We start from the raw sequence: 24103 nt of genomic DNA on the forward strand, positions 1-24103 counted from the left end.
GGTAATGTTGTTTTGAAGTTCATTGGATTAATTATTTTAGATGGTTTAGGTTTATCGGAAAAAAAAGAAAATAATTCTTTTTATTTAGCTAAAACTCCTTTTTTGAATTTTCTTTTAGAAAATTTTCCTTTTGCAAAATTAAAAGCTTCAGGAGAATCAGTAGGTCTTCCAGCTAATCAAGTAGGTAATAGTGAAGTTGGACATATGAATTTAGGAGCAGGAAGAGTTGTATATCAATCTTTAACAAGAATTAATAGATCTATTAGGGATAAATCTTTTTTTAATAATTCAGTTTTTTTAAATGTTATATCTCATGTTAAAAAAAATAATTCTAAAATTCATATTTTAGGTTTAGTTTCAGATGGTGGTGTTCACTCTCATATTAATCATTTTAAGGCTTTTTTGGATTTATTGAAAAAAAAAGGTTTAGAAAAAAAAACTTATCTTCATGCTTTTACAGATGGAAGAGATACTGGTATTCATGAAGGTATTAATTATATTAAAGATTTGATTGATTATGGTTTTCAAATTGCTTCTGTATCGGGTAGATATTATGCTTTAGATAGAGATAATAATTGGGATAGAATTAATTTAGTTTATAATATGTTAACATCTAAAAAAGCTATTGTTGTTAATTGTCCTTTACAGGAAATTAAAAATTTTTATTCCAAAAATATAACTGATGAATTTATTCATCCTTTTATTACTGATTCAAATGGATTAATAGGAGATTACGATGGTATAGTATTTTTAAATTTTCGTTCAGATAGATCTATACGTTTATCTGTTGCTTTGTCTAATCCTTCTGCTACTTCTTTTTATACTTCTCCGAATAAAGTTAATTTTAAAGGAAATAAATTAATAAAAGATATTTGTTTAGTTACTATGACTAACTATTCAGAACATGTAAAAAGTTTAATAGCTTTTCCTGGGCAAAATTTAGAAAAAACTTATGGTGAAGTTATTTCTAATAATTGTTTAAAACAGTTTAGAATAACTGAAACAGAAAAATATCCTCATGTAACTTTTTTCTTTGATGGCGGGAAAGAAATTAAATTAAAAAATTTAGATAAAATATTAATTCCATCGCCAAAAGTTAAAACTTTTGATTTAAAACCTGAAATGAGCGCTTTCGATATCGCTCAAGAAGCTAAAAAACTTATTTTATCTCAAAAATATCATACTATGATTTTAAACTTTGCAAATCCAGATATGGTTGGTCATACAGGTTCTTTAGTATCAACCATTAAAGCTATAGAAGCAGTAGATAAATGTTTAAAAAAAGTTGTTGATTCTATTCATTCTATAAATGGAATAGCAGTTATTGTATCTGATCATGGTAATGCAGAAATAATGAAATATGAAGATGGAAGCCCTCATACTTCTCATACTAGTAATTTAGTTCCTTTGATTATTACTCATAAAGGTTTATTGTTAAAAAAAAATGGTATTTTATCTAATATCTCTCCTACTTTGTTAGATTTATTAAAATTACCTCAACCTAAAGAAATGATTGAAAAAAGCTTAATTATTAAAAAAAATATTTAAGTATAAATTATTTATATAATATTTAAATTAAAATAATTATTTGATTTATTTTTATCTAATTTATAATAAATAATATTAAGTTAGTTATTAACTATCTTAATATTATGTTTTGGAAAAATTGTTTTTATATAATTTTAATTATCTTTAATGTTTTTTTATTATATTTTTATTATAAAATCAAAACATGTTTAAAAATAATAAAATAAAATTTTCTAATATTAAGAGAAGATATAGAAAGTTCTTTAATTTTTAAAGATAAATATTTTTTATTTTAAATTATATAAAATTTATTTTCAAAATAATTTAATGATAAAAATTTATATTATTTTAATTTTTTTTTTGTAGTAATAATAAGATTTGAAATGATAAAATTATATTAGGATGTTTTAATTTTATTATTAAAATAGTATAGAAATAAGAAATATTCTTAATAGTTTTGAAAAGTGGTTATGAAGATAAATTTATATTTTTAACCACTTTCATTAATTTTTATGCATGATTAAATTTAATATTTTTGATTTTAAAAAAATTTTTAAGCAAAAATATTTAAAGAAAGAAGATTTATTCAATATATAATATGAAAGCTAAAGATTTTTTAGATAATATAGAGAAATTATCAAAAGAATATGAAATCAGTAACGAACAAACTTTAGAAGCTTTAGAAAAAGGTTTAATTTCTGGTTGTAAAAAAAATTATCAAGTAAAAAGTTGTTCTGTTTCTTTTGATAAAGAAAATAACGAAATTTTTTTATATAAACAATATTTAGTAGTTGATTCGGAAAATATAAAAAATAGTTATGATAATGATATTGCGGTTAATTTTAAAAAAAATAGTTTTTTAAAATTAGAAGAAGCTCAAAAAATAAAAAAGGATATTAAAGTTGGAGATATTTTAAATATATTAGTTGATCCAAAAGAATTTAATTTTTATGCTAGTAAAGAGTTCAAAAATAAGTTCAATGAAGAATTAATTAAAAAAAGAAGAGAAAATATTTATAACTTTTTTAAAAAATATGAAAAAAAAATAATTATCGCAGAAGTTATTTCTGTTAGTGAATTTTTTTTTACTTTAAGATTAGAAAAAAATATAAGCACTATTTTGCTAAAAAAAGAATCACTTTCAAATGATAATTTTTATATTAACGAAAAAATTCAAGTTTATGTAGTAGAAGTTCGAAATACTAATAAAATGCCTAAAATTTTTGTTAGTCGTATAAAGAAAGGTTTTGTGAAAGAAATTTTTAGAGATTTAATTCCTGAAATTCAAGAAGGTATTATAAAAATTATGGGTATTTCTCGTGTTCCTTCTGTAAGGACTAAAATAGGTTTATTTTCTAAAGATAAAAAAATTGATCCTATTGGTTCTTGTATTGGTGAAAAAAGTAATAGAATAAAAAGTATTATTAACATTTTGAATGGTGAAAAAATTAATTTATTTTTATGGAGCGATAATATCGAAGAATTAATTTTTAATTCTTTACAACCTGCTAAAGTTCATGAAATTGTTTCTATTGATCAATATAATAAAACATCTTTGGTTTTAGTTACTCCAGAACAGGCTTCTTTAGCTATTGGCAAACTAGGTATAAATGTGTATTTAGCTTCTAAAGCTATTGGATGGGATATTAAAATTAAAATAATTGAGGATAAAAAATATTAAAATAATGTTTTTTATCAAAAAAATAAAGTTTAATTAAAAAAATATAAAAAGGAGATATTGAAAAAAATGAATGATGAATCAAGTAAAACAAAATATGAAAAAAATATTCAAAAAAAGGATTTTAATTTTATAGAATATAATTTTAATCCTAAACATACTATTAAAGATTTAGCTTCTATTTTAAAAGTTTCTAATTTTTTTTTAATTAAAAAATTGATAAAATTAGGTATTAAAGCTAATATCAATCACAAAATTAATAAAGAAATAATAGAAGTTTTAGCACATGAATTAAAATTTAAAGTTATTATTGATAATAAAATATATAAATCTTTTGATGATAAAAATGATCTATTTTTTCCGAAAGAAGATAAAAAAAAATTAACACCTAGAGTGCCTATAGTAATTATAATGGGTCATGTTGATCATGGCAAAACTACTTTATTAGATACCATAAGAAAAACACATACTACTCACAAAGAATTTGGCGGAATTACACAACATATCGGTGCATATCAAATTATCTGTGATAATGGAGACAAAATAACTTTTATAGATAGTCCTGGTCACGAAGCTTTTTTTAAAATGCGTTCTAGAAGTGCAAAAATAACTGATATTTGTCTTTTAGTAGTAGCTGCTGATGATGGAGTTCAAGAACAAACTATAGAATCTATAAAACATGCTCAAGAAGCAAAAATAGATATTATAGTAGTTATTAATAAAATAGATAAACATTTTAATAAAGAAAATATAATGACTGAATTGTCTAATTTTGATTTGATTCCGGAAGAATGGGGAGGTAAAACTCTTTATGTTGAAATTTCTGCTTTAAAAAATAAAGGTATTGATGATCTATTAAATTTAATTTTATTAACAAGAGATATGAAGGATATTAAAACGGATTTAACTAAATTATCTGAGGGTGTTGTATTAGAATCTGAATTAGATAAAAATAAAGGTCCTGTGGCTACTTTAATTTCTTTTCAAGGTATATTTAAAACAGGTGATTTTATAGTTATTGAAGATTCTTTTAGTAAAATTCGTTCTATAGAAAATGATTTTAAAAAAAGAATTAAACAAGTTTTTCCTTCTCAACCAGTTTTAGTTACAGGTTTGTCAAAAGTTCCTAAAGCAGGAGATAATTTTTTTATTTGTCATAATATAAAGCAAGCTAAAATATTAGCTGAAGAAACAAAGAAATTAAAACAATCAAAAAAAATAATAAATGAAAAAGAAATTTTTGATATTCAAGAAAAAAAATTTTTAGAATCTAAAGAAGAAGTGAAAGAAAAATTTCTTAATATTGTTTTAAAAACTGATAGACAGGGTAGTATCGAAGCTATTATTAGATCTTTAGAAGGATTACAAAAAGATTATGTTAAAGTAAAATTTGTTAAAACATCAGTTGGTATGATTACTAATAATGATATTCAATTAGCTAAAATGTTTAATGCTGTTTTGATTGGTTTTAATATTTCAATAAATAATAATCTTTATAAAATGGCACAAATTTTAGGAATTGAAATGAAAAATTATAACATTTTATATCAAATGATTGAATATATAAAAGATAAATTGGAAAAAATGGTTGATCCTATATTTGAAGAAAAATTAACTGGAAAAGCAAAAGTTCAAAAAATTTTTAATATTAGTAGTATTGGTTCTATTGCTGGTTGTTTCGTTATAGAAGGTAATATTTTTAATAATTCTGACGTTAGTATTATGCGTGATAATCATTTAATTATTAAAGATAAAATAATTTCTTTAAAACATTTAAAAAATAATATTTCACAGGCTAATCAAGGTCATGAATGTGGCATTTTATTGGAAAAATTTAGTGATTTTAAATTAAATGATATAATAGAATCTTATAAAAAAGAGAAAGTAAATAATTAAAATGAATGTAAATATTAAAAGAAGAGCTAAATTAATTCATGAGTTAATAGTAAATATAATTAATAATGTTATTAAAAATGAACAAATTGGTTATATTAATATAACTGATGTTGAATTAACTAATGATTTATCTTTTAGTACTGTTTATTATACTATTTTAGATAATTCAGAAAAAAATTTATCATTAGTATCTGAATTAATAGAAAAAAATAAAAAAAAAATTAGACTTAAATTTGCTAATCAAATAAGAAATATGAAAAAAATTCCTTATTTGATATTTAAATATGATCATTCTCTAGAATATGGACATAAAATTGATCAAATTTTAAATGATATTAAAAAATAAATATTTAAAAAAATATATTATAAAGAAAATAAATAAAAATAATATTAATAAAATGTTTGCTGAAGTTTGTTTGTTTATTAAAAAGTCTAATTTAAATATTTTTTTTGATTATATTATTCCTGATCATTTAATTTCTTTAGCTCAAAAAGGTATGAGAGTTATAGTACCTTTTGGTTCTAAAAATATAAGTCGTTTGGGATATATTGTTGATATAAAAGATAAAAGTTATTTAGCTACAAAATTTATACTTGAAATACCTGATAAAAAACCTTTTTTAAATAACGAACTTTTTTGTTTGGTCAAAGAAATTTTACAAATACCATTTTTATCTAAAACATCTGCATATACTACAATTATTCCTAATGGTTTTTTAGTTTCTTATAAACGAAAAATTTTACCTTTACAAAAAGAATTAATACCTTCTGATATAAAACAATATTTAGAAAAAAAAAAATGGTTTTTAAGTATTAAGGATATTTTTTTTAAAGAAAAAAAATTGGATAAATTAATTCAGAAAAAAATTATTGAATCTCATATTGTTATAAAAAATTTTTATGATGAAGAAAAAAAAACTAAAAAAAATGAAGAACTCAAAAGTGATTATATGAAAGATTTTTTTTATTCTAATTCTAAAAATAAAATTAAGTTAAATTTAACAAAAAAGTTAGAAAAAGTTTTTAAAAAAATTAATTTTTCTATTTCACAAACATATTTAGTTTATTACAATAATATTTTAACAAAAGTTAATTTTTACTTAAAAATTATAGAAAAAAATTATAAAAATCAAAAGCAAATTTTAATTTTAGTTCCAGAACTGATTCTTATAAAACCTTTAATTAACGAAATTAAAAAACATTTTTCATTTTTAAATATTTCAGTTTTGACTGGTTTTTTAAGTAAAAAAGAAAATTATATACAAAATAAAATGATTAAAGAACAAAAAGTGTCTATTGTTATAGGAAATAGAAGTGCTATTTTTGCTCCTTTAGAAAATTTAGGTTCTATTATTATAGATGATGAACATGATAGTTCTTTAATAGAAAGAAAATTTATTAATTATGATTCGAGAGAATTAGCTAAAATCAGGTCTATTTATCATAAAATTCCTATATTTTTGAGTAGTAATACTCCTTCTTTAGAAAGTGGGCGGAAAAGAGGCTTTAATATTGAGTGGCTTAACCAACCATACACAGCGTGATAATCTGTGACAATCGATCAGCGGTTACTTTGATGAAAAAATAAGTAATTATAGCAGTTGATCAAAGCGAGAAAAAGAAAATTAATTTAATTTAACAGGTGTTCTTGCCAATTGAATTGACTCAAGGATAACTTCTTTTACAAAGAAGCTAAGAGAAATAAAAAAAAGATAATATTTTATATAGATAGAAAATTCTATATTTTTATTAATTTAAGTCGGTTATAAATTTTAACTTTCGATTTATAATATTATCAATTTAAAAAAAACTTAGAAGAACCTACCAAACTAAAAATTGGTCATCTCGCCTAAAAGTCATAAGGTAAATATTAGAGTAACTTTCATCTTCCTAAACTTCTTAAATAGAGGCAAGGAAAAAGCAGAATCAGAGTAGTCGAAGGAAATTGAAAGCTAACGTTGGAATACGCTAGTGGATTGACCTTCCCAGGCAAAGGGGAAAGCCCTTTACAAGGCGAAAGAGGAAATTTTAATTGTTGATTTAATAAAATAGAGTATCAAAAAAAGTTTCTTTGTTAGATCTAACCCAGAAACTAATTATTAAATAATAATGAATTAAGAAACCTATACGAACAACAATTAACTTAACCGCCGGATGCTTGGAAACTTGCTTGTCCGGTGGTGTGGGAGGCTTAATATAATAAATCTATTTAAAAATAGTAAAACGTATTAATTCTATCTCGATTATTATTATGTTTGTGAAAAAAAATATAAATTTTTAAATTTATTTGAGAAAAAAAATGTTGTTCAAATGAATTTAATTGATATGAAAAAAGAACTGCAAAATGGTAATTTAGAACCTTTTTCTAGTTATTTAATGAATGCTTTAAAAGAAAAGATTGAAAAAAATGAAAAAATTTTATTATTTATTAATAGTAGAGGTTTTTCTCCATTTATTTTATGTTTTTTTTGTGGGCGTGTTTTAAAATGCTTAATTTGTAATAGTAATTTAATTTTTTTTTCAACAAAAAAAATTTTAAAATGTTGTTTTTGTAATTATAAGAAAGAATTTTTATTTAAGTGTTTTTTTTGTAAAAAAAAATTATTAAAACAAATAAGTTTTGGTATTGAGTATATCGAAGATTTTCTTAAAAAAAAATTTGATAATAAAATTAAAATTGCAAGAATAGATTCTGATTCTATTTCTGGTAGTCAACAATATAAACAAATAATTAAAGAATACAAAGAGAATAAAATTGATATTTTATTGGGAACTGAAATGATTAGCAAAAAAGTTTCGTTTCCTGGAATTTCTTTAGTTGGTATTATTATGGCAGATGTTTTATTAAATATACCTACTTTTAAATCATCTGAAAAAACATTTCAGTTAATAATCCAAGTAGCTCATCATTGTGAAAATAAAAATAATATCGTTGTACAAAGTTATAATACGGAACACTATTCAATTCAAAATGCTATTAATTATAATATTAAAGGTTTTTTAAAAAAAGCTTTAGAAGATAGAGAATTATCAAATAATCCTCCTTTTGTTTTTTTGAGTAAAATAATCATTTATAATAAAAGTATTATGAAATTACTGAAAGTATCTAAAAAAATTAAAATTATTTTAGAAGAAAGTATTAACCATAAAATAAAAGTTTTTGGCCCTTCTTTTCCTCGTATATTTAAAAAAAATAATATTTATAGAGTTTTTTTAACAATTAAGTATAAAGATTGGCCATTGAATTTAGATTTGATTAATCAATATATTTCTCAGGATTCTAGTATTTTTATATATTTTGATCTTTTTGCTAATATAGTATAAAAATTAAAAAAATGTTTTAAAATTCAATATTGATAAAATATAAATAATCAGAATATTAATTTAAAGATAAGGTAAAAATATTATTGTGAATTTAATCAAGGAATTTGAAATATTTTTAAAAATTGAACGTAATTATTCTCCTTTAACAATTAAAAGTTATATTAATGATTTAAAAGAGTTTAAATCATTTTTAATTCAAAAAAATCTTTTATTTAATTTCACTAATTTAACTAAATATGAAGAAGCTCGTATGTTTGTTTCAGAATTAAAAATTAAAAAAATACAAAATGTTAGTATTATAAGAAAGATTTCTTCTTTAAGAACTTTTTGTAATTTTTTATTAGAAAGATATAATATTTCCGATAATGTATTTAAATTAATAAAAATAAAAAAAAAAAATAAAAAATTACCTAAGATTATCGCAGAAGATAAAATTAAAATGTTATTTGATTCAATAGATTTAAAAAATCATCTAGATTATAGAAATTATTTAATATTAGAAATTCTTTATAGTTGTGGTTTAAGAGTTAGTGAATTAACAAATTTAAAAATTGAAGATATTTATTTTAATAATTCTCAAATTTTAATTTATGGAAAAGGAGGTAAAAATAGATATTTACCTATACATGATAATTTACTGAAAATGTTAAATTATTACATAATAAATATTAGAAATAAATTTATTGTTAAAAATAATATTCGAGAAAAAAAAAATTATTTTTTTTTATTTGTAAATTATTTAGGTAATCGTTTAACTGAAAGAGGAGTAAGATTTATTATAAAAAAAATTTGTAATAAAGTTAATGATAAAATAAAAATATCTCCTCATACTTTAAGACATGTTTTTGCTACAGTTTTATTAAATAATGGCGCAGATTTAAGAGTTGTACAAGAATTATTAGGACATGCTAATTTAAAAACTACTCAGATTTATACTTATGTATCAAATAATTTTTTAACAGATATTTTTTTAAAAAAACATCCAAGAAATATTTATAAAAAAAATTTTAAATTAAAAAAAAAGGAGTTTTAACAAAATACTTATGAAAAAAAATTTTTTTTTTGATATTATTAGTTCATTTAAAGGTAAGTATATTAATTTACCTCGAAGACAAACATATTTTAGTGCAGGATATGATTTTGAGTCAGCAACTAATATAATTATAAAATCTAAAGAAATTGTTTTAGTTCCTACAGGAATAAAAGCTTGTTTTGATAAAGATAAGGTTTTATTAATTTATTCTAGATCTTCTTTATCTTTAAAAAAAGGGTTGATGTTGGCTAATAATGTAGGAGTTATAGATAGTGATTATTATAATAATGATTATAATGAAGGACATATTTTTATTCCTTTATACAATTTTTCAGATAGAGATGTTTTAATTAATAAAAATGAAAGGATCGCTCAAGGTATCTTGCAGAGATTTTATTTAACAAATGATGATAATTTAATCAACAAAAATAATTTTCAAAAAGAGAAAATTATGAAAAAAAGAAAAAGTGGTTTTGGTAGTACTGATTTGTAAAATATTTTCTTTTTAATTATTAAGTAAGAACAAAAAAAACAAAATATGTTATAATTAATAGGTTAAAGTTAAAATCATTAATATTATTTTATTAGAATATTACGTATAAAAGGAGTTAATTTATATTTTATGGCCGTTGTAACTATAAAACAGTTATTAGAATCAGGAATTCATTTTGGTCATGCTGCCAGAAAATGTCATTATAAGATGAAACCTTTTCTTTTTTCTTCAAATGAAGGTATACCTATTGTTAGAAATAAAATTCATATTATAGATTTAAAAAAAACTATTGTTTATATTGAAAATATTTATAAAGAAATTGTAAAGATAACTTCTCAAGGTGAAAAAATTTTATTTTTAGGTACTAAAAAACAAATTCAAGATATTGTTAAACAAGAAGCATTAAGATCTAATCAATATTACATTATACATAGATGGTTAGGTGGTATTTTTACTAATTTTCAAACTATTTCTAAAAGAATTAATTTTCTAAAAGATTTATATAAAAAAGAACAAGAAGGTTTATGGAATTATTTACCAAAGAAAGAAGTTGTTGAATTAACTAAAAAAAGAGAGAAATTAGAAAAATTTTTAGGAGGCATTAAAAATATGGATAAGTTGCCTGGTGCTCTTTTTGTAGTTGATGTGCAAAAAGATGTTATTGCTATCCATGAAGCACGTAAATTAAAAATTCCTGTTTTTGGTATTGTAGATAGTAATTGTGATCCAGATTTAGTAGATTTTATTATTCCAGCAAATAATGATGCTATTAAAGGAATTAAACTGATTTCTTCTATTATTGCTAATGCTTCTATTGAAGGAATAAGTATTAGTCAGCAGAATTCTGTCAAAAAAGATATTCATGAAAAATATACAAAAATAATGAACAGTACTAATTCATCTGAAAATATTATTATTAAAGAAAATAATTAATAATAATATTTTTTTAAAAATCATTATTAATATTTTTTGAATAAGGAAAAATAATGGAAATTTAAAGGAAAAATAAAAGATGTTAAATTTTTGGCATCTTTTTTTATCCATAAATAGATTAAAAATTTAAATTAAATGGATTTTATATGGATTTTATTTTTTTATAAAATTTTTTTTTATATATATTAGATTTATTCTCAAATTAAAAAAAGAAGGAAATACATTATAATATGAGTGTAAAAATAACAATTGAAATGATTAAAACATTAAGACGTAGAACTCAAGCCGGTATTGTAGATTGTAAAAAAGCTTTAATCAAAACTCAAGGTGATATAGACAAAGCTATTATTTTAATCAATAAGGAAAGAAAATCTTTAAATAATTTTTTGCATAAAGATCAAATATTTTCTGAAGGTTTAGTAAATGTTGCTTTTAAAAAAAATAGAGGAATTTTATTTGAATTAAATACACAAACTGATTTCGTTAGTAATAGTCAATTTTTTTTAGATTTTTGTCATAAATTAGAAAATATTTTGTTAAATGTTGATGATTCTGTTATAACATTGGATGATTTTTTAAATTATAATGTAAATCAACAAAAAATTAAAGATATGATTTCGGAAAAGTCATCTATTTTAGGAGAAACAATAAATTTAAGAAGAATTAAAATAATTTATAAAAAAAACGAAGAAAGTTTTGGTATTTACAAACATATTGGTAATAAAATTGTTTGTTTAGTTCGTTTAACTAATCCTTGTATTGAAGTTGAAAAAAATTTACCTATCCATATAGTATGTTTTAATCCGAAATTTATTAGCAAAGATTGTGTTGAATCTTCTTTTATCGAACAAACTAAACAAAAAATTTTAAAAAAAATAAAATTAAAAAATCCTAAAATCAATGAAAAATGGATTAATATATCTATTAATAAAAAAATAGATTCCGTTTTAAATGAAATTTGTTTATTAGAACAATTTTTATATAATAATCCAAAACAAAAAATTACAGAATATTTAAAATTAAATAATACTGACATTATAGAATTTCATCGTTTTGAACTATGTGAAAATGATTGAAAAAATAAAAAAATATTTTAAAATTATTAAAAATTAATATATTTTATGAATTTATTTATGAAAGATCATTTGAAATTTAAAAATAAGATCAAAATATGAGGAGAAAAGTTATTAATATAATGTTTAAGAAGATTCTGTTAAAATTAAGCGGAGAAGCTTTAAAAGGAGAAAATTTTAATATTAGTCCGAAAAAAGTAAAAAAAATAGCTGAAGAAATTAAAGAAATTAAAGATTTAGGTTTACAGATAGTAATTATAGTAGGAGCTGGCAATATTTGGCGTGGTTTTGTGGGGCAAGAATTAGGAATGGAAAGAAGCCAATCTGATTATATGGGAATGCTAGGTACTATTATTAATGCTTTAGCTTTACAAGATGCTTTAGAACAAATTAAAATTCAAACTAGAGTTATGACTGCTTTTAATGTTATTGAAATAGCAGAACCTTATATTAAAATGAGAGCTTTGAGACATTTAAAAAAAGGCAGGGTTGTAATTTTAGGAGCAGGTTTAGGTTCTCCTTATTTTTCAACAGATACTGCTGCTGCTTTAAGAGCTGCTGAATTAAATATTAAATTTATATTAATGGCTAAAAATGGTGTAGAAGGTGTTTTTGATAAAGATCCTAAAAAAAATAAAGATGCTCTTTTATTAAAAAAAATAAATTATGAAGATGTGATTGCTAAAAAATTAAATATAATGGATATGACAGCTGTTACTTTATGTTTACAAAATCATATTAAACTTTTTGTTTTTGATATGAATAAAAAAGGAAATATTAAAAAAGTTATTTTAAATGAAAATATAGGTACCATAATTGCTTCTAAGGAGAATTAAAAATGGAAGATTTAGCTAAAAATATTTTAGACAAATTAGAAACAAAAATGTTGAAAAATCACAAAACAATGTTAGAAAAATTTAGTATTATAAGAACAGGTGTAGCTAATCCACAAATATTAGATAAAATTAAAATTATGTATTATAATGAAGAAATTTTATTAAAGAATTTGAGTACTATTAATGTTGAACAAGGTAATCAAATTAATATCAAACCTTTCGATTCTTCTTTGATACCGGAAATTACTAAAGTTCTTTTAAGTTCTAAATTAGGTATAACTCCTCAAAATAACGGTGTGATAATAAAATTAATTTTTCCTCAACCTACAGAAGAAGAAAGATTAAAATTAGTTAAAGAAATAAAAAAAATTGCAGAACAAGTAAAAGTTTCTATCAGACAGTTACGTAAATTAGGTAATGATGAAATTAAAAAATTAAAATTAAATAATTTTTTAGAAAATTCTTTTTTAGAAAAAATACAAGAATTTCATAATAAATGGATTGATAATGTTGAAATAGAAAAAAATAAAAAAAATAAAGAATTATTAAAGGTTTAAAAATGATTAAAAAAAAATTTTTTATAGATAAAATTTTTTTTGGTATTTTAATGTTTTTAATTAGTTTAATTTTTTTGTGTTTTTTGATTTATATAGATCAAAAGTTTTTTTATCCTGTTTTTTTTTATTCAAGTTTAATTATTGTTGTATTTTTTATGTTTTTTGCTTCTAAAGAAATTTTAAGTTTAAATAAAAAAAATGATAATAAAAATTTAATTATTGATATTAGCATAATTTTTTTTTGTTTTATCATTTTTTTTTATTCTTTTATTGTATTAACTAATTTTTTAGAAAATAATAATATAATTTTATATTCTTATAAAGTTAAAGAAAGTTTTTTATATAAATTTTCTAATTTTTTTTATAAAAATAAATATTTTTTATTTTATTTTTTATTATACTTATTTTTTTTCTTTTTATTTTTTTTATTTATTACTAATTTTGAAACTCAAAAATTTCAAAATTCTTTTTTAATTATTTTATATATAGGTTTTTTGAGCTCTTGTTTTTTTATTTTAGTAAATTATCATTATAAATGGTTTTTTTATCTTTTTTTAATAACAATTTCAAATGATAGTTTTGCTTTTTTTGGTGGTATATTATTTGGTAAAAAGTTATTATGTCCTAAAATTAGTCCTAAAAAGACTTGGGAAGGATCTATTATTGGCATTATTTTTTCTATAATTTTATCTCTTTTATTTTTTTTAAATTATCTGTTTTTTTTAGATTTTATATCTAATTTTTATTTTATTGTTTTTACATTTTTTAATTCTATTTTTGCCCAAATAGGAGATTTAATTGCTTCTAAAATAAAAAGAGATTTTAACATTAAAGATTTTAGTAACATATTGCCTGGACATGGTGGTTTGTTAGATCGATTTGATTCTATTTTATTTTTATCTTTTTTTATTATTTTATTTCTTTTTAGTCCTTTTGAGAATTTTAAAAAAATAATATTAATTATTTTATGTTAAAATAATTTTATAAATTAATTGAATTTATTTATATTTTTTTCTAAATTTTTTATAATTATAAGCAAAATTTAATTTATTTTTGAGTAATTTTTTTTAAAAAGGAGGAGATTAAATATTATTTTTTTTAAAAAAAAATTTTCTTTTTTTTTAATTTTTTTTTTAACAAATAATTTTTTTTTATTATTGTCAAACCCAAAATTAGTTTATGCTAAACCATTTTTTTATCAACAATCATGTTTACCAATTAAGATAGCTAATATTAAGAATTTACAAGAAGAATGGCTAAAAACTCAATTAAAAATAAAAAAATATGATTTTAATGTTTCGAATATAAAAGATATACAAGATATAATGAAATTTTTAAATATTAATTTAGATTACATTGAAAATGACATTCCTTCTTATAATTCATTTAATAATTTGTCTATTAAAAATTATCTTAAAGATCCTCCTGAAGGTCTTTTAGGGATTTATTTAAAACCAAGAATAAATCCATTTAAATCAGAATATCCTTCTCAAAATTATAAGTTTACTATAGAAGATTTTTTAGAATATAGATTATCTATACAAGAAATTTATTGTTTTTGGGATATTAATAAAAAAAAAAATAATAATGAAAAAGTTGAAATATTTCATATAAAAGATTTTATTAATTTTAATGAAAATATAGAAGATTATATTAATAATTATTTGTTAAAAAATAATATTATTCAACAGTCTAAATTAGTTCAAATAGGTTGTTTTAATAAAAGTCCTGATACAGAAATTATTTTTAATTTGCCTCAAGGAAAATATAATGGATATAATATTTCGGCAATTTATTTTGATAATGGCATAAGATCTATCGATTCTTCCGATAAAAATGTCAATGATTTATTAAAAATGAGTAATGGAGCTGAAAAAATTTATATATTTTCTATTGAAAATTCACATAAAATTATTAAAAATATTAATTTAGGTTTACAACCTAATCCTTTAGAAGCTATATTGAATTGGAAAAAAGAAAATAATTTTTTTGATTTACAAGGAGAATATAAAGAAAAAAAAGATTTTAATAATAATATAGAATTTATATTAAATACTTTTTCACAAAAAGATACAATTTATTTAGTTAAAGCTTTTAAAGATTATTCTTTAGAAATAAAGGAATATTATCAAAAACTAAAAAAATGGCAAGATCAATGTTATTTTAAACCTAATGATATTTTAACTTTAGAACAAATTATTGAAAAAATATTTCTATTTTTAAGAACACGATTTATTTATAGTTCTACTAATTATGATGGAATTTATCATCTTTCTTCTCAACAGTATTTTTTACCTAATCAAATATTGAGTGGTATTTATTCTTTTAAAATTCAATTAGAAGAACAATGTTTTAGCAAAAAAAATTGTGATAAAATTATAATTATTGGTCAAAATATTAATGATAAAATTTCTAAAAAAGATATTTTTATTTTTAATGAATATTATGATATTCTTGCTCCTCCTCTAAAACCTCAAATTTTAAGTTAATTTTTTTTCTATTTTATATTCAATAAAAAAATATTATTAATAAATTTTTATTATTCTTTTCCGGCTACAGATAAAGTACCTACATAAACACTAGCACTTCCGTATCCAGCGGAATTAAATATAAAATCATTAGCAATATTTTTTAAGTTTTGAAGAATATTGAAAAAATTACCAGAAATAATAATCATTTTTACTGGATAAGTAATTTTACCTTTTTCTATTTTAAAACCTTTAGCTTGAATACTAAAATCTCCTGTAATATCATTAATTCCAGCATGCAAACCTATTAATTCATCAATAAAAATTCCTTTTTTTATTTTTATTATTATTTCATTTAATGTTTCTTGCCCTTTTTCTAAATAACAGTTACTCATACTAATGTTGTTGTTAAAACAATTTCCTGTAGATTTAACATTAAAAATATTAGCTGTTCTTAAATTATGGATGAATTGTTTTAATATTCCTTTTTGAACAATTATTTTTTTTTTACCTGCAATTCCTTCATCATCAAATTTATATTGAAAAAAAGATGAAGATGATAAAGGATTATCAATAATAGTAACTTTACTCGATGCTATTTTTTGATTTATTTTATCTTTTAGTTTGGTTAAGTTATGATATACATTCATACCATTAAAAATACCACTAAATTTTTGAAGAAGTTTAGCAAAAGTTTTATTTGAAAAAATTATATCATAAATGCCAGATTTTAAAAATTGAGCATCTAATTTTTTTTCTCCTTTTTTTATTATTTTTTGTGCATATTTTTCTATATCAAAATGTTGAAATTCTTTAACTAAAAAATATTCACTAATTTCTTCGATTTTGTTATTTTTTTCAAATAAACAAAAAACATATATTTCTGCAAAATTTTCTTTTTGTTCTAAATTGAGACCTTTTGAATTAATTATTTTTTTATTGTAAAAAGTTTCGCTATAGGTTATATTTTCATTTTGTTTATAAAAAGGACTTTTTGATATTTTTTTTTCTAATTTGAATAATAAATTATATTTTTTTTCAATTTTTATTTTTGAGAAGTCAAAATTATTTTTTTTTATGGATGGATATTCAAACGATCCGCTAAAAATATCATCTTTATATTCTGAAAATGATATTTCGATTTGATTTTTTAATGTATTTAAAATTTCTTCTAACATATTATCATCTATTTTTTCTAAATAAATAGACGATTTTTTTTGTTGATATAAACCTTTTAATGTTATTGATGTTGATTTATTTTGTATATGTTCATTAATTTTTTTATTTTCTAAACTTATAGCTAAATTTTTATTTTGATTAATTAAAAATTCTAAAGCTTCAAATTTTTTTTTAAAAATAGCATTTTGAAACCATTTATTATAGTTTAATTGATTATTCATTTTTTCCTCCTCCTACAATCATTTTTGTTACTCTAATAGTAGGTTGGCCTAAATCAACAGGAATATATCCAGAAATAGAACCGCAATAACCTTGGCTAAAATTCAAATCATTACCAACTCTATCTATTTTTAATAAAATTTCTTGACCATATCCTATCAACATCATTCCCTTAACAGGTTTGGTTATTTTACCTTTTTCGATTAAATATCCTAAATTAACCATAAAATTAAATTCTCCTGTTGCTGTTGAAACAGTTCCGCCGCCTAAATTTTGAGCATAAAGTCCATAAGAAGTATCTTTTATAATATCTTCTGGCTTATGTTTACCAGGAGCTATATAAGTAGAATTCATTCTAGATGTCGGTGAATATTTATAGGATTCTCTTCTTGAAGATCCTGTGGGTGGCATTTTCATTCTTAGACTATTGCGATAGTCTATTAAGTAATTTTTTAAAATACCGTTTTTTATTAAAAGATTTTTTTGAGTTTTATTTCCTTCGTCGTCAAAATTAAGTTTTCCCCAAGCTGTAGAAATATTTCCATCATCAAAAGCTGTTATAAGTTCGGAAGCTATTTTTTGATTAATTTTGCCACAAAAAGGAGATAATCCTTTCGCAACAGCAGTAGCTTCTAAAGAATGACCACAAGCTTCATGAAAAATAACTCCTCCTACACCGTTATTGATAACGACTGGCATGTTTTGGGGTTTTAATTCTAGTGCATCTAACAATATTACAGCATTTTGAGCTACTTTTAGAGCTTTTTCTTTTAAATTAATAACATCAAAAAATTCTAAACCCATTGATCTACCAATACTATCATGAAATTCTTGTAAATTTTGTTTTTTTTGAGCTATAGATGTTAAACTACATTTTATATAAGGTCGAAAATCATTTTGATATACTCCTTTAGAATTTATTATTAAAACTTTTTGTTCTTTTTCTTCCATATTAACAATAGTTTTAGTAATATAATCACTATATTTCATCATTATTGTGGATAAATCAATCATTTTTTGAGTTTTTTCTTTTGTTGTTACACTATTGAAAGGTTTTTTAAATTCATTTTTAAAAATTTTTGATTTTCCTAAAGGAATTAATGAAATAATATTTTTTTCGCAAGAATATTTTTTTTGTTCTTTAATCAGATTTAATATTGTTTGATAATTAACTTCATTTGTATATATATAAACTTCTTTTGTATTTTTTAATAAACGAATACCGACACCGAATATATTTCCGCTATTATATGAAATAATTTTTTTATTAATAATTTTAAGGTTTTTATAAATAGTATCTTCAAAAAATAATTCTATAAAATCAAATCCTTGTTTTAATGCAGTTTTTAAAATATTATTTATTTCTATTTTATTTAACATTAAATTTTTATACTTTTCCTTTTTATTTTTTTAATTTTAATCAAAAAATATTTGTTTATAAAAAAAATATAAATATATGATATGAATTTATATTTATATTTTTTTATTTAATTAATATATTTTAATAAAAAATAAAATTAATATGTATTAATATTTTTTGTCTAAAACAATTTTTATTTATTTAAATGAAGTTATTTTTAAAAGTTTGTTTTCAAAATAAACATTATTTTTATATTTGATTTTTTCTACTAAATTTTTGGAAATTTCAAAAATAGTTTTTTCATAGTAATGTTTAATATTTCCTATATTTCTTTTATAAATATGGAATTTTTCATCCATAATTTTTAATAATAATAAAGGATTGTTTATACCATCTTTTTTTCCTAAATTAATACTTATTTCTTCCATATTTTCTCTTTTTTTAAGAAAATTAGTATTTTTATTATTAAATTTTGTTCTAAATTTATTTTCTATAATATTATTTTTTTTATAATTTGTATTTTGTCTAATATCAGATATTGGTTCATAGTTTTTCTTTTTTGGTCTGAAATATTGGACAAAACTATTAATAATTTTTCTGGCTTCAAACTTATCTAATAAATCATTAATTAATATTTCATTTTCTTTAGTTTCTACAATTTCTTCTTTTTCGATGAGTTTTTTAATTTTTTTATAAAAATGAGAATTTTGTTCTTTTTGTATTTCTTCTATAGTAGGTATATTTAAAAAAGTTATTTTGTCTTTTAAATAATATTCTAATTTTTTTAATCTGTTTATTTTTGTATAACTTATAAAACTATAAGCTAAACCATCCTTACCTGCTCTGCCTGTTCTTCCAATCCTATGAACATAAACTTCATCTTCATGTGGTAAATCATAATTAATAATCATTTTAACATCAGAAATATCTAATCCTCTAGCAGCAACATCAGTAGCTACTAATATTTTTATATTTTTTTTTCTAAAATTATCCATAACATATTTTCTTTGATTTTGTTTTAAATCTCCATGAATAGCATTAACTAGAAAGTTTTCGTTTTGTAAATAATTAAATATATTATCTACATCTTTTTTAGTATTAGCAAAAATAATTACAGAATCTAAATTTTTTTGATCTAAAAGACGAACTAAAAGTTTATTTTTATTATATTCTTTGATTATGAAATAAAATTGTTTAATAGACTTAACAGCGATATTGTCTTGTTTAATTTTTAATATTTTAGGATTTTTTTGGTATTTAAAAGCTATCTTTTTGATTGTTAGAGGTAGAGTGGCTGAAAAAAGAACAGTTTGTCTCTGTTCAGGAATATTTTTTAATATAGTTTCTAAAGCTTCTTGAAATCCCATTTTTAACATTTCATCAGCTTCATCTAGTGTTAAAATTTTAATTTCAGAAATATCTACTTTTTTCTTTTCTAAAAGATCTATGATTCTTCCTGGAGTAGCAATAATGATATGTGGTTTTTTTTCTAAAATTTGAAATTGTTTAGTGTATGATTCTCCACCGCAAATTAATGCTATTCTAATTTCCTTATAAAATTTTAATAATTTTTTAATTTCGTCAAATACCTGCATAGATAATTCTCTCGTAGGGCATAATATTAAAGACTGTGTTTTTTCTATTTTAGGATTAATTTTTTCAATTATAGGAATACTAAATGAAAAAGTTTTTCCAGTTCCGGTTTGAGATTGAGCAATGATGTCATTTCCATTAATCATTTCAGGTATCACTAAAGCTTGGATAGGAGTAGGGTTTGCAAAATTTAATTCTTGTAAAGCTTCTTTTGTTTGTTTTAACAAATTTAATTCTTTAAATAAAATATTCATCTTATTTTCCTCTATTTTTTTATAATTAACAAATAATTTTATAAGTATAAAATAAATTTTAATTAGCTAATATATTTCTTAATTTTTATTTAATTTATATTTTTTTAATTTATTTTTTTAATTAATATTAAAAAATATTATTTTATTATTAATTTTATAAATATATAATTTTTGTTTATTAAAAATTTTATTTTTTTATTAAAAAATAAAGATTATAAAAAAATAAGATAAATTAAATCTAATAATTTTAATAAATAATAAATTTCAATTGTTTTTTGAATTTTTATTTTTTATATATTATTACAAATATTTTTTTAAAATAAATTAAATGATATTATTAATCATATAATATTTTTATTTAATTTTATTTTAATTCAACACTTTAATTGAATTCTATTTTTAAAAAAAATTTTTATTTTATATTCTGTTTTATTTTTTTATAAATTCATAAAAAAAATTATTTATCTTTTAACTTTTTTATAATTTTTTTATTATATATTTATTATATTTTTTATACTTTTTTTATTATACATTCATTATACAAAATAAAAGTTAAATTAAATTTTTTTTTGTTTATAATTTATTAATTTTAATATTTTTTTATTTTTATTTTTTTTAGTGAAAATTATAATTATAGGTAAGATTATAATATAAATATAAGTTAATGAAGTATAATTAGAATATATTTTTATATTTTATTTATGAAAAATTTTTGTTAATATTTTATTTTTTAAAAAAATGTTTTTTAAGATTATTCAAAATATTTTATAAAAATTTTTCATAATTATTAATTTTTTATTTATTTACATATTTTTATTTATTAATATATTTAATATTAATATATTTAAATATATTTTTTACATTGAAACTTATTTTTTTCAAACTTATATATTAAAATTTAAATTTTTATTAAATTAAAAAAACAAAACTTACAATTTTGTTTAATTTAAAAATTTTTTTGATATTTTTATATCTAAAATTTTGATAAAATATAAATAATTTAAAAGAAATTTTTAATTTCTAATTTATTTTTTTATTCTATTTTTTATAAAAAAAATTAAAAAAATTTTATTAAATTTGAATTAATAAATAATTTAACAATTTTAGTAATTAAAAATTTAGTAATTCAAAATCAAAAAAAATTTATACAAAATAAGTTAATTTAAATTTTTAATTTTGTTTTTTTTATCTTTATTTTATTTTCTACATTTTGCTATTTTTTTAATTATAAATTTAATATCAAATAAATAATAATAAATAGAATAAGAATAAAATAATAAAAATTTATTAATAAAATATGATAAAATTTCAAAATATTTTTTTTCATTAATTAAATTTATTAAAAAATTTTTTGAATGTTTTTTTATTTTAAATAAAATTTAAAAAACATAAAATAATAAAAATTAAAGATAAAAAAATATTATAATTAATTTGTAAATCTTATTAGAAAGTTTTTCAAAATTATGAATTTAAATTTAAAAAAGATCAAATTTACTTCAATTTTTTTATTTATAATATTTATGTTTTTTGTTTTTATAAATTTTTTCAAAACTAATTTAATTTATGCTATTGGTGGTTCTTATTCTATTAAAGAAAAAAGTATTTCTCCGGAAAAAAGAGACGAGATTAAACCTTTGATTAGTAGAATAGATTTTTTATTAGAAGAAAAAAAAATAAATAAAAAAGATATTTCTATATTAGAAAATAATATTGAAAGTTTAAAATTAGAAAAAAGAAAAGTATTAATTTATCCAGATAAATTTTATAAATTTCAATATTCAAACGGATTAAAAACATTTCATTTAATGCAAAAAAAACATTTTTTTAAAAAGAAAAATTTTTTAAAGAAAAGACAAGACGAAATAAAATTACAAATTAAAGTTTTAGAAAATGTTATCGAAGAAATTTTGCATTATGATTCTAATAGCCAAATTTTAGATTCTAATTCTAATAGTAATTAAAAATTAAATATAAAAAACACATTTAATATTTTATATGTGTTTTTTATATATATTAAAATTACATAAAAAAATTAAAATTTAAAATTAAATAAAAAACGAATTTTTTTCAAAAGAGATAAATAAAAATTATTTATTAAATTTAAAATTTAAATGTAATAAAATAAAAGAAAAATTTTTTTTAAAAGATATAAGTAAATATAAGAAAAAAATTTTTTCGAAAGAATAAATATGCCATTATTTTTTTAAAACTTTTAATGAAATAGAAATAATTCAGAGGGAAAGGTAAATTCAAAGTAAATTTTATATAAACCCGTTTCTTATTTTGGTTATAAAAAAATGGCTATTTTTTTAGTATTATTTTTATGTTTGTATAAGATGTCACTATCTATATCTTTTTCCTAATTTTATTTAGGATATATTATATTAAAATTTTTTAGGAATATAGATTAAAAAAAACTTAAATTATATTTGAATTATTAATAAAAGAATTGGTTAGAGTTAAAGGAGTGATAATATTTAAAGCTTTTTTAGAATTTTCATAAAGATTATTAATTAAACAAACAGCTGGATTTGAAATATAATTCCAATCAAAAGATTTATCTTGAGAAGATGAATTTTGGCTATCTGTAGAAGATATGACATCTGAAGGATAATGATGTGGTTGAGAATCAGATATATTTAATTCTTTTTTAAAATTTAAAACTTCTTCTCTCAGTTTACTTATTTTAATTTGAAAATCTGAATCTAAAATAGAAGTATTGGATATTTGTTTAAATTGATAAATTAATTTTTCTAATGCTTTGATCTGATTATTATTTAAATTATCGAAAAAAATATTATTTTTTTTAAAAAAAGCTATTATTTTATTTTTTGTTTTTGTATTTTGCAGATTACGAAAATATAATAATGAAGATAAATCAATTTCTTTTTGATAATTTTCTTTTTTTAATTTAAAAATAGCTTCATTATTTTTTGTAGTAGTTTGGGAAATTTTTTGACTGGAAGAAACTGTTGGATAAGAAAAATTTCTATAAGAAGAGGGAATAAAGTAAAAAGGAAAAAGAAATAATAAAAGGAATAAAAATATAAAAAACATAACAATTAAAAATAAAAAAATAGGAAATAAAATAGTTATTTTTTTGCTTTTATTCATTATTTTTTTTAACTTCTTCTGAAGATGAACATAATTTTTTATCTGAAAAATATAAATTATTTTTTATTTCTTTTTTTATTATTTTATCAACTTTATTTTTCAAATAATATTTTTCTTTTTGTCTATTTTTTTTAAAAATAATAATTTTATAAGGCCAAATAAATAAATAAAGTAGAAAATAAAAAATTTTTTTAAAAAAAAGATAAAAAAAATTAAAAATTATTTGAAAAAATTTTAAAATATCTTGAAGGAAAATAAAAATAATTATAAGAAAATAAATATGAATAAAACTTATTAAAAATAAAAAAAGATACTTTATGCTAGCTATAATACTAGAAACATTATTAAAACTAATTTTCTTAATATTTATTAAGTTATGATATTGAGTTATAATATAACCGTTAGAGTTTAAAATAAAATTTTTAATTTTAACAAAAATTTTTACAATAAGATTAATAATTTTTTTCATAAAAATATATATATCCTCTTTAATTAAAATTAATTATATAATTGTTGGCGCAATTATATAATTTTTTTAATATTATTTTTTGAGAGAATGAAATTTA

Annotated in this window: 19 protein-coding genes and 1 pseudogene; 15 read left to right on the forward strand and 5 right to left on the reverse strand. The window is 19.2% G+C overall.

Annotation, left to right across the window (positions count from 1 at the left end):
* Positions 1–12 precede the first annotated feature (12 nt).
* From gpmI to DH96_RS00390, 14 genes and pseudogenes are all read left to right on the forward strand, one after another.
* On the forward strand, positions 13–1548 hold the full coding sequence (gene gpmI / locus DH96_RS00325) for a 2,3-bisphosphoglycerate-independent phosphoglycerate mutase (RefSeq protein WP_066539842.1): 1536 nt from the start codon (positions 13–15) through the stop codon (positions 1546–1548).
* Positions 1549–2125: 577 nt separating this feature from the next.
* A complete protein-coding gene (nusA, locus tag DH96_RS00330; protein ID WP_066539848.1) occupies positions 2126–3208 on the forward strand; it encodes a transcription termination factor NusA in 1083 nt (360 codons plus the stop codon).
* A 66-nt stretch (positions 3209–3274) separates the two neighbouring features.
* Positions 3275–5101 carry a translation initiation factor IF-2 gene (gene infB / locus DH96_RS00335; protein ID WP_066539850.1) on the forward strand — a complete coding sequence of 609 codons (1827 nt, stop codon included), beginning with the start codon at positions 3275–3277 and terminating at the stop codon, positions 5099–5101.
* 1 nt (position 5102) lies between these two features.
* Entirely contained in the window at positions 5103–5447 is a 345-nt protein-coding gene (gene rbfA, locus DH96_RS00340) for a 30S ribosome-binding factor RbfA (protein ID WP_066539852.1), read from the forward strand.
* A complete protein-coding gene (locus tag DH96_RS00345; protein ID WP_066539855.1) occupies positions 5431–6645 on the forward strand; it encodes a primosomal protein N' family DNA-binding protein in 1215 nt (404 codons plus the stop codon). Before rbfA ends, DH96_RS00345 begins: the two co-directional genes overlap by 17 nt.
* 718 nt (positions 6646–7363) lie before the next feature.
* Positions 7364–8425: pseudogene (priA, locus tag DH96_RS00350) on the forward strand (replication restart helicase PriA); the annotation flags it as partial.
* 85 nt (positions 8426–8510) lie between these two features.
* Complete coding sequence (locus tag DH96_RS00355; RefSeq protein ID WP_235590196.1) at positions 8511–9458, forward strand: tyrosine-type recombinase/integrase; 948 nt, start codon at positions 8511–8513, stop codon at positions 9456–9458.
* Positions 9459–9468: 10 nt separating this feature from the next.
* Positions 9469–9951 (forward strand): dCTP deaminase/dUTPase family protein, encoded by a 483-nt coding sequence (locus DH96_RS00360; protein ID WP_066539859.1) that lies wholly within the window; start codon positions 9469–9471, stop codon positions 9949–9951.
* A gap of 129 nt (positions 9952–10080) precedes the next feature.
* Positions 10081–10884 (forward strand): 30S ribosomal protein S2, encoded by an 804-nt coding sequence (rpsB, locus tag DH96_RS00365; protein WP_066539862.1) that lies wholly within the window; start codon positions 10081–10083, stop codon positions 10882–10884.
* 230 nt (positions 10885–11114) lie between these two features.
* Positions 11115–11960 (forward strand): translation elongation factor Ts, encoded by an 846-nt coding sequence (tsf, locus tag DH96_RS00370; RefSeq protein WP_066539865.1) that lies wholly within the window; start codon positions 11115–11117, stop codon positions 11958–11960.
* Positions 11961–12079: 119 nt separating this feature from the next.
* Positions 12080–12793, forward strand: a complete 714-nt coding sequence (gene pyrH / locus DH96_RS00375; RefSeq protein WP_066539868.1) for a UMP kinase — start codon at positions 12080–12082, stop codon at positions 12791–12793.
* A gap of 2 nt (positions 12794–12795) precedes the next feature.
* Positions 12796–13350, forward strand: coding sequence for a ribosome-recycling factor (locus DH96_RS00380; RefSeq protein WP_066539875.1), 555 nt, complete (start codon positions 12796–12798; stop codon positions 13348–13350).
* 2 nt (positions 13351–13352) lie between these two features.
* Entirely contained in the window at positions 13353–14324 is a 972-nt protein-coding gene (locus DH96_RS00385) for a phosphatidate cytidylyltransferase (RefSeq protein WP_066539877.1), read from the forward strand.
* Between the two features lie 183 nt (positions 14325–14507).
* Positions 14508–15839: a hypothetical protein gene (locus DH96_RS00390; protein WP_066539880.1), complete on the forward strand. Its 1332-nt coding sequence runs from the start codon at positions 14508–14510 to the stop codon at positions 15837–15839.
* A 50-nt stretch (positions 15840–15889) separates the two neighbouring features.
* Here the strand turns inward: DH96_RS00390 and DH96_RS00395 are convergent, their stop codons facing one another.
* The 3 genes from DH96_RS00395 to DH96_RS00405 all read right to left on the reverse strand — a co-directional run bounded on the left by DH96_RS00395 (position 15890) and on the right by DH96_RS00405 (position 20423).
* Positions 15890–17218 (reverse strand): TldD/PmbA family protein, encoded by a 1329-nt coding sequence (locus DH96_RS00395; RefSeq protein ID WP_066539883.1) that lies wholly within the window; start codon positions 17216–17218, stop codon positions 15890–15892.
* Positions 17211–18596 (reverse strand): TldD/PmbA family protein, encoded by a 1386-nt coding sequence (locus DH96_RS00400; protein WP_066539889.1) that lies wholly within the window; start codon positions 18594–18596, stop codon positions 17211–17213. The genes DH96_RS00395 and DH96_RS00400 overlap by 8 nt, the downstream gene beginning before the upstream one ends.
* A 177-nt stretch (positions 18597–18773) precedes the next feature.
* Entirely contained in the window at positions 18774–20423 is a 1650-nt protein-coding gene (locus tag DH96_RS00405; RefSeq protein ID WP_066539891.1) for a DEAD/DEAH box helicase, read from the reverse strand.
* Between the two features lie 1463 nt (positions 20424–21886).
* On the opposite strand from DH96_RS00405, the gene DH96_RS00410 reads away from it, so the two are divergent.
* Entirely contained in the window at positions 21887–22384 is a 498-nt protein-coding gene (locus DH96_RS00410; protein ID WP_066539893.1) for a hypothetical protein, read from the forward strand.
* Between the two features lie 457 nt (positions 22385–22841).
* Here DH96_RS00410 and DH96_RS00415 read toward each other — a convergent pair whose 3' ends face one another.
* Both DH96_RS00415 and DH96_RS00420 read right to left on the reverse strand, forming a co-directional pair.
* A complete protein-coding gene (locus DH96_RS00415) occupies positions 22842–23537 on the reverse strand; it encodes a hypothetical protein (RefSeq protein WP_066539895.1) in 696 nt (231 codons plus the stop codon).
* A complete protein-coding gene (locus DH96_RS00420; RefSeq protein ID WP_066539898.1) occupies positions 23530–24006 on the reverse strand; it encodes a hypothetical protein in 477 nt (158 codons plus the stop codon). The genes DH96_RS00415 and DH96_RS00420 overlap by 8 nt, the downstream gene beginning before the upstream one ends.
* Between the last annotated feature and the right edge of the window lie 97 nt (positions 24007–24103).

The organism is Candidatus Phytoplasma oryzae, assembly GCF_003263355.1.
GTDB lineage: Bacteria > Bacillota_I > Bacilli_A > Acholeplasmatales > Acholeplasmataceae > Phytoplasma > Phytoplasma oryzae_B.

Coding starts and splice junctions, on each gene's coding strand:
- DH96_RS00385 (WP_066539877.1), top strand. CDS start 13,353: ATGATTAAAAAAAAATTTTTTATAGATAAAATTTTTTTTGGTATTTTA.
- DH96_RS00400 (WP_066539889.1), bottom strand. CDS start 18,596: ATGTTAAATAAAATAGAAATAAATAATATTTTAAAAACTGCATTAAAA.
- DH96_RS00345 (WP_066539855.1), top strand. CDS start 5,431: ATGATATTAAAAAATAAATATTTAAAAAAATATATTATAAAGAAAATA.
- DH96_RS00380 (WP_066539875.1), top strand. CDS start 12,796: ATGGAAGATTTAGCTAAAAATATTTTAGACAAATTAGAAACAAAAATG.
- DH96_RS00395 (WP_066539883.1), bottom strand. CDS start 17,218: ATGAATAATCAATTAAACTATAATAAATGGTTTCAAAATGCTATTTTT.
- nusA (WP_066539848.1), top strand. CDS start 2,126: ATGAAAGCTAAAGATTTTTTAGATAATATAGAGAAATTATCAAAAGAA.
- DH96_RS00415 (WP_066539895.1), bottom strand. CDS start 23,537: ATGAATAAAAGCAAAAAAATAACTATTTTATTTCCTATTTTTTTATTT.
- infB (WP_066539850.1), top strand. CDS start 3,275: ATGAATGATGAATCAAGTAAAACAAAATATGAAAAAAATATTCAAAAA.
- DH96_RS00360 (WP_066539859.1), top strand. CDS start 9,469: ATGAAAAAAAATTTTTTTTTTGATATTATTAGTTCATTTAAAGGTAAG.
- DH96_RS00405 (WP_066539891.1), bottom strand. CDS start 20,423: ATGAATATTTTATTTAAAGAATTAAATTTGTTAAAACAAACAAAAGAA.
- DH96_RS00420 (WP_066539898.1), bottom strand. CDS start 24,006: ATGAAAAAAATTATTAATCTTATTGTAAAAATTTTTGTTAAAATTAAA.
- rbfA (WP_066539852.1), top strand. CDS start 5,103: ATGAATGTAAATATTAAAAGAAGAGCTAAATTAATTCATGAGTTAATA.
- rpsB (WP_066539862.1), top strand. CDS start 10,081: ATGGCCGTTGTAACTATAAAACAGTTATTAGAATCAGGAATTCATTTT.
- DH96_RS00410 (WP_066539893.1), top strand. CDS start 21,887: ATGAATTTAAATTTAAAAAAGATCAAATTTACTTCAATTTTTTTATTT.
- pyrH (WP_066539868.1), top strand. CDS start 12,080: ATGTTTAAGAAGATTCTGTTAAAATTAAGCGGAGAAGCTTTAAAAGGA.
- tsf (WP_066539865.1), top strand. CDS start 11,115: ATGAGTGTAAAAATAACAATTGAAATGATTAAAACATTAAGACGTAGA.